This window comes from Micromonospora sp. WMMC415 (assembly GCF_009707425.1).
Taxonomy (GTDB): Bacteria; Actinomycetota; Actinomycetes; order Mycobacteriales; family Micromonosporaceae; genus Micromonospora.
In genome coordinates this window covers 1963641-1977140 of the sequence record NZ_CP046104.1, presented here as the reverse complement: position 1 = coordinate 1977140, position 13500 = coordinate 1963641, and the positions used below count along the sequence as shown (strand labels likewise).

General features: G+C 73.7%; 12 protein-coding genes, 1 tRNA gene and 1 pseudogene. 7 read left to right on the top strand and 7 right to left on the bottom strand.

Features of this window, described 5'->3' with window-relative positions:
* The first annotated feature begins 41 nt into the window (after positions 1-41).
* Positions 42-116 (top strand) — tRNA-Arg (locus tag GKC29_RS09660).
* A gap of 83 nt (positions 117-199) precedes the next feature.
* On the opposite strand, the gene ligD is transcribed toward GKC29_RS09660, so the two are convergent.
* Positions 200-1159: a non-homologous end-joining DNA ligase gene (ligD, locus tag GKC29_RS09655; protein ID WP_155330498.1), complete on the bottom strand. Its 960-nt coding sequence runs from the start codon at positions 1157-1159 to the stop codon at positions 200-202.
* Between the two features lie 85 nt (positions 1160-1244).
* On the bottom strand, positions 1245-2708 hold the full coding sequence (locus tag GKC29_RS09650; protein WP_155330497.1) for an MFS transporter: 1464 nt from the start codon (positions 2706-2708) through the stop codon (positions 1245-1247).
* Positions 2709-2788: 80 nt separating this feature from the next.
* On the opposite strand from GKC29_RS09650, the gene GKC29_RS09645 reads away from it, so the two are divergent.
* From GKC29_RS09645 to GKC29_RS09635, 3 genes are read left to right on the top strand one after another with little or no spacing between them, the layout of a single operon-like run.
* Complete coding sequence (locus GKC29_RS09645) at positions 2789-3229, top strand: winged helix-turn-helix transcriptional regulator (RefSeq protein ID WP_370463324.1); 441 nt, start codon at positions 2789-2791, stop codon at positions 3227-3229.
* A gap of 60 nt (positions 3230-3289) precedes the next feature.
* Positions 3290-3838, top strand: coding sequence for a TetR/AcrR family transcriptional regulator (locus tag GKC29_RS09640; protein WP_155330496.1), 549 nt, complete (start codon positions 3290-3292; stop codon positions 3836-3838).
* A 32-nt stretch (positions 3839-3870) separates the two neighbouring features.
* Positions 3871-6087: an MMPL family transporter gene (locus tag GKC29_RS09635; protein ID WP_155330495.1), complete on the top strand. Its 2217-nt coding sequence runs from the start codon at positions 3871-3873 to the stop codon at positions 6085-6087.
* 62 nt (positions 6088-6149) lie between these two features.
* Here the strand turns inward: GKC29_RS09635 and GKC29_RS09630 are convergent, their stop codons facing one another.
* The gene (locus tag GKC29_RS09630; RefSeq protein ID WP_155330494.1) at positions 6150-7406 is read right to left on the bottom strand and encodes an erythromycin esterase family protein; all 1257 of its coding nucleotides are present in this window, start codon (positions 7404-7406) and stop codon (positions 6150-6152) included.
* A 70-nt stretch (positions 7407-7476) separates the two neighbouring features.
* Here GKC29_RS09630 and GKC29_RS09625 point away from each other — a divergent pair, with 70 nt between their 5' ends.
* A complete protein-coding gene (locus GKC29_RS09625) occupies positions 7477-7668 on the top strand; it encodes a DUF2795 domain-containing protein (protein WP_155330493.1) in 192 nt (63 codons plus the stop codon).
* Between the two features lie 52 nt (positions 7669-7720).
* Here GKC29_RS09625 and erm read toward each other — a convergent pair whose 3' ends face one another.
* Both erm and GKC29_RS09615 read right to left on the bottom strand, forming a co-directional pair.
* Positions 7721-8515, bottom strand: a complete 795-nt coding sequence (gene erm, locus GKC29_RS09620; RefSeq protein WP_155330492.1) for an ErmE/ErmH/ErmO/ErmR family 23S rRNA (adenine(2058)-N(6))-methyltransferase — start codon at positions 8513-8515, stop codon at positions 7721-7723.
* A 425-nt stretch (positions 8516-8940) separates the two neighbouring features.
* The gene (locus GKC29_RS09615; RefSeq protein WP_196255902.1) at positions 8941-9843 is read right to left on the bottom strand and encodes a Gfo/Idh/MocA family protein; all 903 of its coding nucleotides are present in this window, start codon (positions 9841-9843) and stop codon (positions 8941-8943) included.
* 202 nt (positions 9844-10045) lie between these two features.
* Here GKC29_RS09615 and GKC29_RS09610 point away from each other — a divergent pair, with 202 nt between their 5' ends.
* Entirely contained in the window at positions 10046-10441 is a 396-nt protein-coding gene (locus GKC29_RS09610) for a hypothetical protein (protein WP_155330491.1), read from the top strand.
* Positions 10434-10932 (top strand): annotated as a pseudogene (locus GKC29_RS09605) (hypothetical protein). Before GKC29_RS09610 ends, GKC29_RS09605 begins: the two are co-directional and overlap by 8 nt.
* Here the strand turns inward: GKC29_RS09605 and fabG are convergent.
* Complete coding sequence (gene fabG, locus GKC29_RS09600; protein ID WP_155330489.1) at positions 10905-11663, bottom strand: 3-oxoacyl-ACP reductase FabG; 759 nt, start codon at positions 11661-11663, stop codon at positions 10905-10907. The pseudogene GKC29_RS09605 and the gene fabG overlap by 28 nt on opposite strands.
* A gap of 67 nt (positions 11664-11730) precedes the next feature.
* Positions 11731-13383, bottom strand: coding sequence for an alpha-amylase family protein (locus GKC29_RS09595; protein ID WP_155330488.1), 1653 nt, complete (start codon positions 13381-13383; stop codon positions 11731-11733).
* Positions 13384-13500 lie beyond the last annotated feature (117 nt).

The following is a 13500-nucleotide window of genomic DNA, read 5'->3' as shown; positions in this document are numbered from 1 at the left end:
GCGATCGCGGGCGGCGTTTGCTAGTCTTCTCCAGTCGCTGAGCCCCCGTAGCTCAGGGGATAGAGCACCGCCCTCCGGAGGCGGGGGCGCAGGTTCGAATCCTGCCGGGGGCACCAGAGAGACCGAGAAGCCCGGGCCACCGCCCGGGTTTTTCCATGCCCGGGGCCGTACGACGACCGGGCGAGGCTGTCCGCGTACCTCAGTCGGCGGCGCGGCGGGCGCGGGCCCGGCGCTTCCCCTCGTGCATGGCCTGGACGCGGGCGACGGGGATCGTGTGGCCCTCGGCGACCAGGTCGTCCGGGAGCTTCTGCGGCGCGGGCATCGCGTCCGCCCACGGGTCCTGCCCGGCCAGCAGCGCGGGCGCCGTCCCGATGGTGAAGTCGGCCGGCGTGACCGACGGCAGGTCGTCCCAGGAGACCGGGAACGAGACCGGCACCCCGGGCCGCAGCCGGGGGCTGTACGCGGCGACCACCGTCGCGCCGCCCGCCCGGGTGGAGTCGATGAAGACCTTCCCGCCCCGGTCCTCCCGGATGAAGGCGGTCGTCGCGAGGTCCGGGTCGAGGCGGGCGGCGCGGGAGGCGAGCGCCCGCGTGGCGGCGGCCATGTCCTCGGCCGTGGCGTCGCCCCCGACCGGGACGAACACGTGCACCCCCTTCGCCCCGCTGGTCTTCACCGCGCCGGCGAGACCCGCGTCGGCGAGCGCCCGGCGGACCAGCAGGGCGGCGGCCACCGCCGTGCCGAACGGCGCGCCCTCCGGCGGGTCGAGGTCGAGCACCAGGTGGGTCGGGCGGTGCAGGTCGGCGACCGTGGCGAGGGTCGGGTGGTACTCCACCGCGCGCTGGTTGGCGAACCAGAGCAGGGTGCGCCGGTCGTCGCAGAGGGCGTACGAGACCTCCCGGTGCGAGGCCTCGGCCCACACGCCGGTGCGGCGGACCCAGTCCGGCGTGTACCTCGGCAGGTTCTTCTGCATGAACGGCGGTTGACCGGGGCGCACCCGCACCACCGACAGCGGCCGGTCCCGCAGGTGGGGCACGATCCGCTCGCTCACCGCGTCGAGGTAGTCGACCAGGTCCCGCTTGGTCGCACCGGCACCGTCGAACAGCGGCTGATCCAGGTTGGTCAGCGTGACCCCGTCCCGGGTCTCCTCGGCCCCGCCCATCCGATCACCCTGCCGGCCGGCGCGCGGATGGTCAACCGGACACGGCGAAGGGGACGCCGCCGGCCCATCCCGGCTCCCCCGCCCGTCACGCCGCCGTGCGGCGGACCGGCTCGGCCGGGGTGCCGGCGACAGCCGGGGTGGCCACCGGCCGGCGCCGGCCCAGCGCGGCCAGGGCGACCAGCAGGGCGGCGGCGACCAGGGCGGCGGCCACGGCGAAGGCGGCCCGGTACCCGGCGGCGAGGGCGTCGGTCGCGGTTCGGCCGGCCTCGCGGACCGCATCGGTGCGGCTCGCGGCCAGGGTGGCCAGGACGGCCAGGCCGAGCGCCCCGCCGACCTGCTGGGTCGTGTTGACCAGTCCGGACGCCAGGCCGGCGTCGGCCGGATCGGCACCCGCCATCGCCAGGGTGGTGACGGCCGGCAGGATCAGCCCGCCGGCGATCCCGAACACCAGCACGGCCGGCAGCACGTCGACCGGGTAGCTGCCGTCGGCCGGGAGCCGGGCGAGGAGCAGGAAGCCGACCACGGCGAGGCCGAGCCCGGTGACCAGCACCGGCCGGGCGCCGTACCGCGCGGCCAGCCGGCCGGCGAGGCCGAGGGAGACCACCGCGATCGCCACCGGGGTGGGCAGAAAGGCGAGCCCGGCGGCGGTCGCGTCGAGGCCGAGCACCAGTTGGAGCGCCAGCGCGAGCAGGAACTGGAACCCGAAGAGGGCGGCGACCGCGAGGAACTGCACGACGTTGGCGGCGACCAGATCCGGGGTACGCAGCACCCGGAGCGGCAGCAGCGGGGTCGCGGCGACCTGCTGCCGACGGACGAACGCGGCGAGCAGCACGGTGGCGAGCAGGGCGGCGCCGGCGGTGCGTACGGAAGTCCAGCCGTGCTCCCCGACACCGACGATGGCCAGCACGGTCACCATCAGCCCGGACGTCGCCAGCGCCGCGCCGGGGACGTCCAGACCGGCACGCAGGCCGGCGCCCCGGTCGGGGGCGACCCCGCGGAGGGCGGCGAGCAGCACCGCCAGCCCGATCGGTACGTTGACCAGGAAGATGGCCGGCCAGCCGGCGATTCCGGTGAGCACTCCACCGGCCAGCATCCCGATCGACGCGCCGGCGGCGCCGGTGAAGCTGAAGACGGCGATGGCCCGGGTTCGGCCGGCGGGCTCGGGGTAGAGCCGCACGATCATGCCGAGGCTGACGGCGGTGGCCGACGCGCCGCCGGCGCCCTGGAGGAAGCGGGCGGAGACCAGGACGCCCGGCGTGGTCGCCACGGCGCACAGCAGCGAGGCCAGGGTGAACAGGGCGACGCCGGCCAGGAACACCCGCCGGCGCCCGAGCAGGTCGCCGAGGCGCCCGGCGAGCAGGAGCAGCCCGCCGAACGCGACGAGGTAGGCGTTGACCACCCAGGCGAGGCCGGCGGCGGAGAAGCCGAGGTCCCGCTGGATCGCGGGAAGCGCGACCGCGACGACGCTGCCGTCGAGAATGACCATGAGGCTGGCGGTGCACAACACCAGCAGCGCCAGCCGGCGGGACGGCGCGGTACGGGTCGGCATGGGAGAACCCTCCTAGGTGCATGATTTGTTACCGAGACCATGCTCTGTGACCATGAGGCCGAGCGTAAGGAGGCACTTTCATGTCCCAGGGGAACAGCGATGTGTCCATGAGCGGGTGTGACGGCACGGCCGGCCCCTTCGCACCCGGCCAGGCGAAGGCCTGCACGGTCCGCGAGGTGCTCGACCGCGTGGGCGGCAAGTGGAGCATCGGCATCCTGGTCGCCGCCTCCCGCGGCCCGGTCCGCTTCACCGAGCTGGAGCGCTGCGTCGAGGGGATCAGCCGGCGCATGCTCACGCTGACCCTGCGCAACCTGGAGCGGGACGGCCTGCTGCGGCGGACGGTGTACCCGACCGTCCCGCCGAAGGTCGAGTACACCGCCACCCCGATCGCCCTGGAGCTGTACGAGTCGCTGGTGGCCCTGACCGACTGGGCCGACCGGCACCGCGGCGCGATCGCCGCCGCCCGCGCCGCGTACGACCGTGAACACGGCCGTGTGGCGAACGCCACCGAACCGGTCTGACCGATCGGTCAGCACCTGACCGATCGGTCAGGCATGCTGGTGTCCGGAGGGGGGACCGGCATGGCACGGGTGGTACCGGAGACGCGGGACGAGATCCTCGCGGCCGCGGCGCGGCGCTTCGCGGCGACCGGCTACCGGGGCACGTCGTTGCAGGACATCGCCCGTGACGTGGGCTGTTCCAAGGCGGCGGTGCTCTACCACTTCGCCAACAAGGACGCCATCCTCACCGCGCTGATGGCCCCGGCGATCGCGGTCCTGCAGGCCCTGGACGACCGCATCGTCGCCGCCGCCGGGCCGGCCGACGCGCAGTGCGTCGCGGCGGAAGGCTTCGTCGACCTGGCGGTCCGGTTCCGGCGGGAGATCGCGCTGCTGCGCGGCGAGTTCCCCGAACTGCTTCAGCAACCCGCCTTCGCGCACATCCAGGCCATCTCCGAACGGCTCATCGGCGCGTGCGCCGGACACTCCGACCGCCCGTCCGCACGGATCGCCGCGCTGGTGGTGCTCGCCGGCATCGCCGAGACGTGCGGGGAGTTCGTCGACGTGCCCGACGAGGAGCTTCGGCCGGCGCTGCTGGCACTGGTCCGGCGGGCGCTCGAGCCCGTCGACTGACCCATCCACCCACGACGGAGGACACCGAACCCATGGCGACCCTGCTCTACCGGCTCGGCCGGGGCTCGATGCGCCGGCGGCGACTCGTCGCCGCGATCTGGCTCGTCGTACTCGTCGGCCTCGGCCTCGCCGCCGCGACCCTGCGCGGCCCGACGGCGAGCAACTTCACGATGCCCGGCACCGAGTCGCAGCGCGCCCAGGACCTGCTCGCCGAGCAGTTCCCGGCGGCCAGCGGCGCGACCGGCACCATCGCCGTCAAGGCGCCCGCGCCCGGCCAGCTCGGTACGCCGCAGGGCCAGGCGGTGGTCAAGGAGCTGACCCAGGAGGCCGCGACGCTGCCCGGCGTGGTCGGCGCCGTGGACCCCTTCACGGTCCAGGCCCTCTCCCCCGACGGCCGGTACGCGCTGATCCAGGTCCAGTTCGCCGAGGGCGCCGACAAGGTGACCGACGCGCAGCGGGACGCGTACGAGAAGGTCGGCACGGCGGCCGAGGCCCGAGGCTGGCAGGTGGCCCCCGGCGGCGAGGTGCTCAACACCGAGCCGGAGGTCGGCTCGACCGAAGCCATCGGCGTGGCCATCGCGGCGATCGTCCTCGTGGTCACGTTCGGGTCGCTGGTTGCGGCGGGGATGACCATGCTGAACGCCCTGATCGGGGTGGGCGTCGGCATGGCCGGCCTGTTCGCGCTCAGCGACGTCGTGGAGCTCACCAGCACCGCACCGATCCTCGCCCTGATGCTCGGCCTGGCGGTCGGCATCGACTACTCGCTCTTCATCACCTCCCGCTACCGGCAGAACCTGCTCGACGGGCTGCCCCGGGACGAGGCGGTCGGTCGGGCGGTCGGCACCGCCGGCTCGGCCGTGCTCTTCGCCGGCGCCACCGTGGTGATCGCGCTGGCCGGCCTGGCGGTGGTGAACATCCCGTTCCTCACCGTCATGGGTCTCGCCGCCGCCGGTACCGTCACCATCGCCGTGCTGGTCGCCCTCACGCTCCAGCCGGCGCTGCTCGGCTTCGCCGGCCGGCGGGTCCTCCCCCGCAAGCTCCGCGCCGCCGCCGGGCAGGCCGGCGCGGACGCCACCGCCGAGGGCGGCGACGCGACCGGCGCGGGCGCCGGCACCGAGGACCGTTCCGCCTTCGGGTTCCGGTGGGCCCGCCTGGTGACCCGGTTCCGGCTGCCCGTCATCCTGGTCGGCCTGGTCGGGCTCGGCGTGCTCGCGCTGCCCACGCCCGACATGCGGCTGGCCCTCCCCGACGCCGGCACCGCACCGGCCGGGTCGCCGGCCCGGGTCTCCAACGACCTGATCAGCGAGGGCTTCGGACCGGGCTTCACCGGCCGGCTGGCGGTCGTCGTCGCCGGCGACGACCAGCAGGCCACGGCGGCGGCGGTACCGCAGGTCACCGCGCTGGTCCAGCGCACCGAGAACGTGCTGGCGGTGGCACCGCCGCAGTTCAGCCCGGACGGCCGGACCGTGCTGCTCGGTGTGGTCCCGAAGACCGGGCCCACCGACCCGGCCACCGAGACCCTGGTGGACGACATCCGGGGCGCGGTCGGCGGCATCCAGGGCGCCGACGTGCTGCTCACCGGCGTGACGGCGATCGGCATCGACGTCTCCGAGAAGCTCTCCGCCGCGCTGCCGATCTACCTGCTGCTCGTGGTCGGGCTGTCGGTGCTGCTGCTGATGCTGGTGTTCCGCTCGCTGCTGGTGCCGGTCAAGGCCGCGCTGGGCTTCCTGCTCACCGTCGCCGCGACGTTCGGCCTCACCGTGGCGGTGTTCCAGCAGGGCCGCCTCGCCGACCTGGTCGGCCTGGACACGCCCGGCCCGCTGATCAGCTTCCTGCCGATCCTGCTCATCGGCATCCTGTTCGGCCTCGCCATGGACTACGAGGTCTTCCTGGTCTCCCGGATGCGGGAGGACTTCGTCCACGGTGACACCGCCCGGCAGGCAACCATCAACGGCATGGGGCACGGCGCGCGGGTGGTCACCGCCGCCGCGCTCATCATGATCGCGGTCTTCGGCGGCTTCGTCTTCATGGACGACCCGGTCATCAAGTCGATGGGCTTCGCGCTCGCGGTCGGCGTCGCCATCGACGCGTTCGTGGTCCGGATGACGATCGTGCCGGCGGTCATGTCGCTGCTCGGCGACAAGGCCTGGTGGCTTCCGCGCTGGCTCGACCGGGCCCTGCCCAACGTCGACGTCGAGGGCGAGGGCCTGCGCGCCCACCTCGCCGACAAGGAACCCGCCCGCGCCTGACGCGCAAGGAAGGGCCCCTTGTCAACGCCTGGCGTTGTACAAGGGGCCCTACTTAACGCCGCTCAGACGCCCGCCGGGTACGTCTCCATCTCGCCGGGGGCCGACAGGGCGGGAAGCGGGTGCAGGGCCGTCGTATCGTCGCACCAGATGAACGCGTCGTACCGCGAACCCAGCCGCGTCGGGACGTAGTTGCCCCACGACTCGAACGACGGGTCGTACACCACGCCGATCGCCCGGTGGTCGAGGACGCCCGTGACCCAACCCGGCTGGTCGTCCCCGCCGAACACCAGCACCGCCCGCTCGGGCATCAACTCGTGCAGCCGCTGCTCGACCGACCCCTCCCGGGCCGGCGGCACGATCATCGCCTCGGCCGGCGAGCCCCAGCGCGGCGCGGCGATCACCGTACCCCGGTAGCTGCCGAACCCGACCAGCACGACCGCGTCCCGGCCGTGCCGCTCCCGACCCAGCTGGCCGATGTTCAGCATGCCGTCGGCGGCCATGTCGGTCGCCCGCGCGTCCCCGACGTGCGTGTTGTGCGCCCAGACGATTCCCCGCGACCCCGGGCCGTAGTGGTCGAGCAGCCGGTCGAGGGTGTCGGCCATGTGGATGTCCCGGACGTTCCACGACTCCGGCCCGCCCGCGACCATCGCCCGGTAGTACCGCTCCGCGCCGGCCACGACCTCCGCGTTCTGCCAGGTCGAGAAGGCGTCCGCGCCGTCGGCCGCGGCGTGTTCCCGGGTACGCGCCAGCAGCCGCACCACCTCGTCCTCGCACCGCGCCGAGACGAACCGGCTGGCCATGCCGTACTCCTCGACCCGCTTGCCGTACGGCTCGAAGCAGCGGTACGCGTCCTGCGCGGCCTCCAGCGACGCCGGGTCCTCCTCGCCCAGGTAGTCGAAGATGGCCTGCATCGATTCCCACAGGCTGTAGACGTCCAGGCCGTGGAAGCCGGCCCGCTCCGACTCGGGCCGCTCCACGTTCCAGGCGCGCAGCCAGCGGCCGAAACGCGCCACCTCGCCGTTGGCCCACATCCAGGTGGGCCACCGCTCGAACCGTTCCAGGGCGGCCTGCGGCTCGGCGACACCACCGGGGGCCGCGGTGACCGCCCGGTTCACGCGGTCGCAGTCCGGCCAGTCCCCCTCCACGGCCACGAACGAGAACCCGCACTCGGCGATCAGGCGTCGGGTGAGCTGTTCCCGGAGCCGGTAGTAGTCGTAGGTGCCGTGCGTCGCCTCTCCGATCATCACGATCCGGGCGTCCCGGACGCGCTCCAGCAACGGGTCGAAGTCGCTCGGCGCGCCGAGCCGCTGAACCAGCATGGCGAGCGGCTACCCGGCGCGTCGACGGGCAAACCGGTGTGTCGGCGCGCGGAGCGGGTAGGCGGCGGCCATGACCGTCACCGGGGTGCAGTTGCAGGAGTACCTGGCCGGGCTCGACTACCCGATCTCCCGCGCGGACCTGGTCCGGTGGGGCCAGGAGAACGGGGTGAGCACGGAGATGCTCCAGATGCTGCGGGCGCTGCCGGCGGAGGACTTCGACTCCCCCGCCGAGCTGGCGGAGGCGTTGAACACGCTCGCCTGAGTGTTAGGAAGGGACCCTTCTACTACCGAATGCGTTAACAAGGGGCCCTTCCTTACGTCCGCAGCAGGCGGAACAGGACCAGCCACTGCTCGGGCCAGACGTGCCCGACCGGCGTGGCGGGGTCCAGGCGGGTGGCGCGCAGGGCCCCCGCCAGGCGGGCCCGCGGGTGGTGCCGGCCCAGCGACGCCGCGAGCGATCCGCCGGCGCCGTCGAAGCCCAGCTCCACCATCCGGCGGTACGCGGGCAGGTCCACCACCGGTAGCAACGGCTCGCCGCGCCGCTCGATCCGGAGGATTCCGGCGTCGACCCGGGGCACCGGGCGGAACGCGGTCCGGGGCACCCGCCCGGCGAGCCGCCAGCCGAACTCCGGCCAGGTCAGCACGGTCAGCCGGGTCCACCGCCCGTAGTCGCCGCTGCGCCGGCGGGCGAATTCGAGCTGGGTGAGCAGGGTCGCGGCGCGCAGGCCCGGCGCGGTCAGGCACCAGCGCACCACGGCGGACGTCAGCGACCACGGGATGTTGCCGACCACCCCGAACGGCTGCCGGGGCGGCGCGGCGGCGAGGAAGTCCGCCTGCCGGTGCGTCACGTTCGGCAGGGCGGCGCTGACCCGGGCCAGCTCGGCGCCGGCCGCCGGGTCCACCTCGTAGGCGACCAGGTGCCGGCAGCGGGCGGCGAGCGGCCGGGTCAGCTGGCCGCGTCCGGCGCCCACCTCCAGCAGCAGGCCGTCGGGGTCGGGGCGGGCCGCCCGGACCAGCCGGGCGATCGCGGCCGGGTCGGCGAGGAAGTTCTGGGAGAGTACGCGACGGGACCGGTCGCGTTCGGTTGCTGGGGTACGGCGGGGCGCCACGGGTCGTCGTCCTGTCTGTCGCCGTACGGCGACGTGGCGGACAGGCGGCCGCGGGTTTGAGTCCCGGCGCGAAGCGCGCCGAGGCCGGGCCCGAAGGGTTGCCTGTCCGGGGGATCGGGACACGGACGGCCCTGGGCGACGGCGCGGGACGGTCTCGACGCACGGGAGACCGGGTCACCTCGGGCGGGGCCCGGGGTTCACCGGTCGCGGCGGCCCACCCGGTGCTCGGCCGGGGTGGGAACGCGGTGCGTGGGTGGAATCAGTCGCGGGGCGCGCCGGCCAGGGCCGGACGCCGGACGCGCGGGCGGGCCACCAGCAGCGGCCCGAAGGCGGCCGGCGCGGCGGCCCCCTCGATCAGTGCGTACGCGGACATGACGCCGACCCTAACCGGGCCCGCCGGTCCCCGACCACCGCTTTCCCGCCGGTCAGGGGACGTCGACCGTGCGGGCCTCGCGCCGGGCGGTCTCCGCCGCCTCGAGGACGGCGACCACCTCCCGGCCGAAACGCACGTCGCAGCGGTGGTCGCGGGTGCCCGAGTCGACCTCCTCCAGCAGCTGGTCGATCGCCGTCCCGTACGCGTCCGCCACGGTGCCCTTGCCGAGCGGGGCGGTCTCGATGCCGCTGACGCCGTAGAAGCGCAGATCCCGCGTGACCGCCTCGCCCGGCGCGTCCAGGGTGAGCGAGACGCTGCTGGTGGCGCCGCCGGCGTGGGTGAGCAGCAGGTGCACGAGCCCGCGCGGGCCGTCCATCGCGGCCACCCGGGTCACCCGCCCCAGCACCGGCAGGATGATGGACAGCGCGTGCGGGCCGACGTCCCAGAGAGCGCCGTGCTGGCGCCGCCACGCGGAGCCCTCGTACGGGTTGCCGGGCTGGTAGATCGAGGCGAAGAAGGTGGCGGCGCAGTGCTGCCAGCCCTCCTCGGCGGCGGTGGCGGCGAGGAACGTGGTGACGTTCGGGTGGTACCGCTGGGTGAAGAAGATCAGGGAGGCGACGCCGGAGGACTGCGCCGCGGTGACCACCCGGTCGGCGTCGGCGACGCTCAGGGCGAGTGGCTTGTCCAGCAGCAGGTGCCGTCCGGCGGTGGCGGCGCGGACCGCGATGTCGGCCTGCACGTCCGGAGGAAGGGCGACCGCGACCGCGTCGGACGCCTCGATGAGCGCGTCGACGTCGTCGAACGCGGGCACGCCGTACCGCTGCGCGAGCGCGGCGGCCTTGGCCGGGTCCCGCCCCCAGACGCCGGCGAGCGCGGTCCGGGGATGTGCGTTCAGCCCCGCGCCGTGCGTCTCCGCCGCCCAGTGCCCGGTGCCGAACAAGCCGAACCGCATCACCACGAGAACCCCCAAGCCGTCGTCCCGCCGCAGCACCTCGCATCATGCTAGGGCCTGCGTCGGAGTCCCGGCACGAGTCGCGCCCAGGCCAGGCCCTGAGGCCCCGTGCTGGAGTCGCGGCGCGGGCCGCGCCCGTACGTCACCGCTACTACGCCGATTAGTAGAGTGTGGCGGTGACCGAACCGCGCCCCCGGTGGACCCGATGACCAGCGCCGCACCGGCCGGATCGCCGGTGGACGGGCTGCTCGCCTCCGCCGCCATCGTGCTGTGCCTGCTCGTCGCGGCGTGGGCTCTGGTGGCCACGCTGCGGCACCGCGCTCCCGACCGGGTGCAGTTCATCGGTCTGGCCGCGCTGGAGGCGGTCCTGCTGGTGATGGCCGTGGTGGCACTGGTCGCCCTCGCCGGGGGCGAGCGGCCGGGCGAGCCGGGGGCCTTCGCGGGCTACCTGGTGACGCTGGTCTGCCTGCCACCGCTGGCCTGGGTGCTGGCCCGGATGGAGCCGACCCGCTGGGGTTCGGCGATCGTCTGCGCCGTCTGCCTGGTCGCCCCGGTGGTGGTGGTCCGGCTCCAGCAGACCTGGGCGGTGCTCGGTGGCTGACGCGCCGGCCGCGGAGCGCACGCGGACCAACGCCGGCCCGGGCCGGCTGCTGATCGCCGTCTACCTCTTGTTCGCGATCGCCGCGACCAGCCGCGCCGGCCTCCAGATCGCCACGAAGTTCGACCAGGCTCCGGTCGCGTACCTGCTATCGGCGCTCGCCGCGGTCATCTACATCGTGGCCGCGGTGGGCCTCGCCCGCGCCGGTGCGGCCGGCCGGCGGATCGCCCTGACCTGCTGCACGGTGGAACTGGTCGGTGTGGTCGGTGTCGGCGCGTTCAGCCTGGCCCGGCCGGACCTGTTCCCCGACGAGACGGTCTGGTCCGGCTTCGGCAGCGGGTACGGCTACATCCCGCTGGTCCTGCCGGTGCTCGGTCTGCTCTGGCTCTGGCGCACCCGCCGCGCACCGTCCTGACCCGCCCCCGCCCCGCGACGCGCGCGGGGCGGAGCGGGGCGGGGGCGGCCGTCAGTCCTTCGGGCCGCCCGCGACGTAGACCACCTGACCGGACACGAAGGACGCGCCCTCGCTGGCCAGGAACGAGATGGTGTGCGCCACATCCTCGGGGCGGCCCACCCGGCGGACCGGGATCTCCGCCTCGGCGTGCTTCTGCAGCGCCTCGAAGTCCACCTTCATCCGGGCGGCGGTCGCCGCGGTCATGTCGGTGACGATGAAGCCGGGGGCGACCGCGTTGACGGTCACCCCGAACGGGCCCAGCTCGATGGCGAGGGTCTTGGTGAAGCCCTGGAGGCCCGCCTTTGCGGCGGAGTAGTTCGCCTGGCCGCGGTTGCCCAGCGCGGAGGTGCTGGAGAGGTTGACGATCCGCCCCCACTTCCGCTCGACCATGTGCTTCTGGGCGGCCTGGCTGAACAGGAACGCACCCCGCAGGTGCACACCCATCACCGTGTCCCAGTCGGCGTCGGTCATCTTGAACAGCAGGTTGTCCCGGAGCACGCCGGCGTTGTTGACCAGCACGGTGGGCCCGCCCAGTTCGGCGGCGACCCGCTCCACGGCCGCCTCCACCTGGGCGCGGTCGGACACGTCCGCACCGACCCCGAGCGCCCGGCCACCGGCGGCGGCGATCGCGTCGACGGTCTCCTTGGTCGCGGACTCCTCGATGTCCACCACGGCCACGGCCAGCCCGTCGGCCGCCAGGCGCTTGGCGGTGGCCGCCCCGATGCCCCGCGCCGCGCCGGTCACGATGGCGACCCGCTGCTCCTCCGACATGCCTACCTCCCGGTAACTTCACTTGATCGAAGGAGCTTAACCCAGGGGTACGGCGAAGCCCGCCGGCCTAGAACCCGCCGCCCCGGCACAGGCGGATCCAGCGGTAGCCGTAGCCGGCCAGCTTGAGGCGGTCGAGCTTGCCGACCGGCTCGTAGCTGCGGTCGCCGAGCACGTCGATCGGCAGGTCGGCCTGCGCCGCCAGGTGGCTCAGGTCGACCTCGGCGTCCTCGGTGCCGAGGTTGTGCAGGAAGACCATCGTGCCGGTCGGCCCGTCGGCCCGGTGCGCCAGCACTCCCGGCGGAGTCGGCACGTCGATGTGGGTGGTCGAGCCGGACCCGATCTCGGGGGCCTCGCGGAGCGTACGGATCATGCGCTCGAACCACGCGAGCAGCGAGGTGCGGTCGGCCCGCTGGGCGGTGACGTTGACCTTCTCGTAGGAGAACTCACCCTTGTCGATCACCGGCCGGACGAGCTTCTCCGGGTCCGCCGTGGAGAAGCCGGCGTTGGGCTGGTACGACCACTGCATCGGCGTACGGATGGCCTGCCGACCGGGCAGGGCGAGATCCTCCCCCATCCCGATCTCCTCGCCGTACCGCAGCACCGGCGTGCCGCGCAGCGAGAACTGGAGCGAGTACGCCAGTTCGACACGCCGCCGGTCGTTGCCGAGCATCGGGGCCAGCCGGCGGCGGATGCCCCGGTCGTAGATCCGCATGTCCTCGTCGGGGCCGAACTGCGCGTACACCTCGTTGCGCTGCTCGGAGGTGAGCCGGGACAAGTCGATCTCGTCGTGGTTGCGCAGGAACGTCGCCCACTGCCCGCCCTCGGGCAGCGCCGGGGTGTCGCGCAGCGCCTCGATCACCGGCTCCGGGTCCCGCCGCGCGAGGGCGAGCATGAGGCGCCCGTTCAGCATGAAGTCGAAGAGCATGTGCAGCCGGTTCGCGGATCCGCCGCTGTCGCCGAAGAACGTGGGCAGCTGGTCCGGTTCGACGTTCGCCTCGGCGAGCAGGACGGCGTCGCCGCGGCGCCACTGCACGTGCTGGCGCAGCTCGGTGAGGAACTCGAAGTCCTTCGGCGAGTTCGGGTTGCCGGGCTCGGTCAGCTCGATGATGAACGGCACCGCGTCCATCCGGAAACCCGAGACGCCGAGCTGGAGCCAGAACGACATGATCTTCTTGACCTCGGCCCGCACGGCCGGGTTGGCCATGTTCAGGTCGGGCTGGAACTGGTAGAACCGGTGGTAGTACCAGGCCTTCGCGGTCCGGTCGTAGGTCCACGTCTCGTGCTGCTCCCCGGGGAACACCATGCCCTGGTGACGGTCGTCCGGCTCCCGGTCCGACCACACGTACCAGTCCCGGTAGGGCGAGTCCGGGGAGGACCGTGCGGAGACGAACCACGGATGCTGGTCCGACGTGTGGTTGACGACCAGGTCGATGATCACCCGAATGCCCCGGTTCTGCGCCTGGTGCAGCAGCTCGGCGAAGTCGCCGAGGGTGCCGAAGCGTGGGTCCACGTTGTAGAAGTCGGTGGCGTCGTACCCGTCGTCCTTGTTCGGCGACGGGTGGATCGGATGCAGCCACAGGCACGTCACGCCCAGCCGGGCCAGGTAGTCGAGCCGGCCGATCAGCCCCCGGATGTCGCCGACGCCGTCGCCGTCGGAGTCCGCGTACGTGTCGATGTCGAGGCAGTAGACGACGGCCTCGGAGTACCAGCGGTCACCCATGCCCCGGATATGTCTCCGGCGACGCGAGCCGGCAAACGCGAGACGGGGGTACGGTTCCCGGCGCGTCCGCTTCTCCGGCTGGCGGCGCGGGCCGGCGGACACCGCCCTGCACTGAGG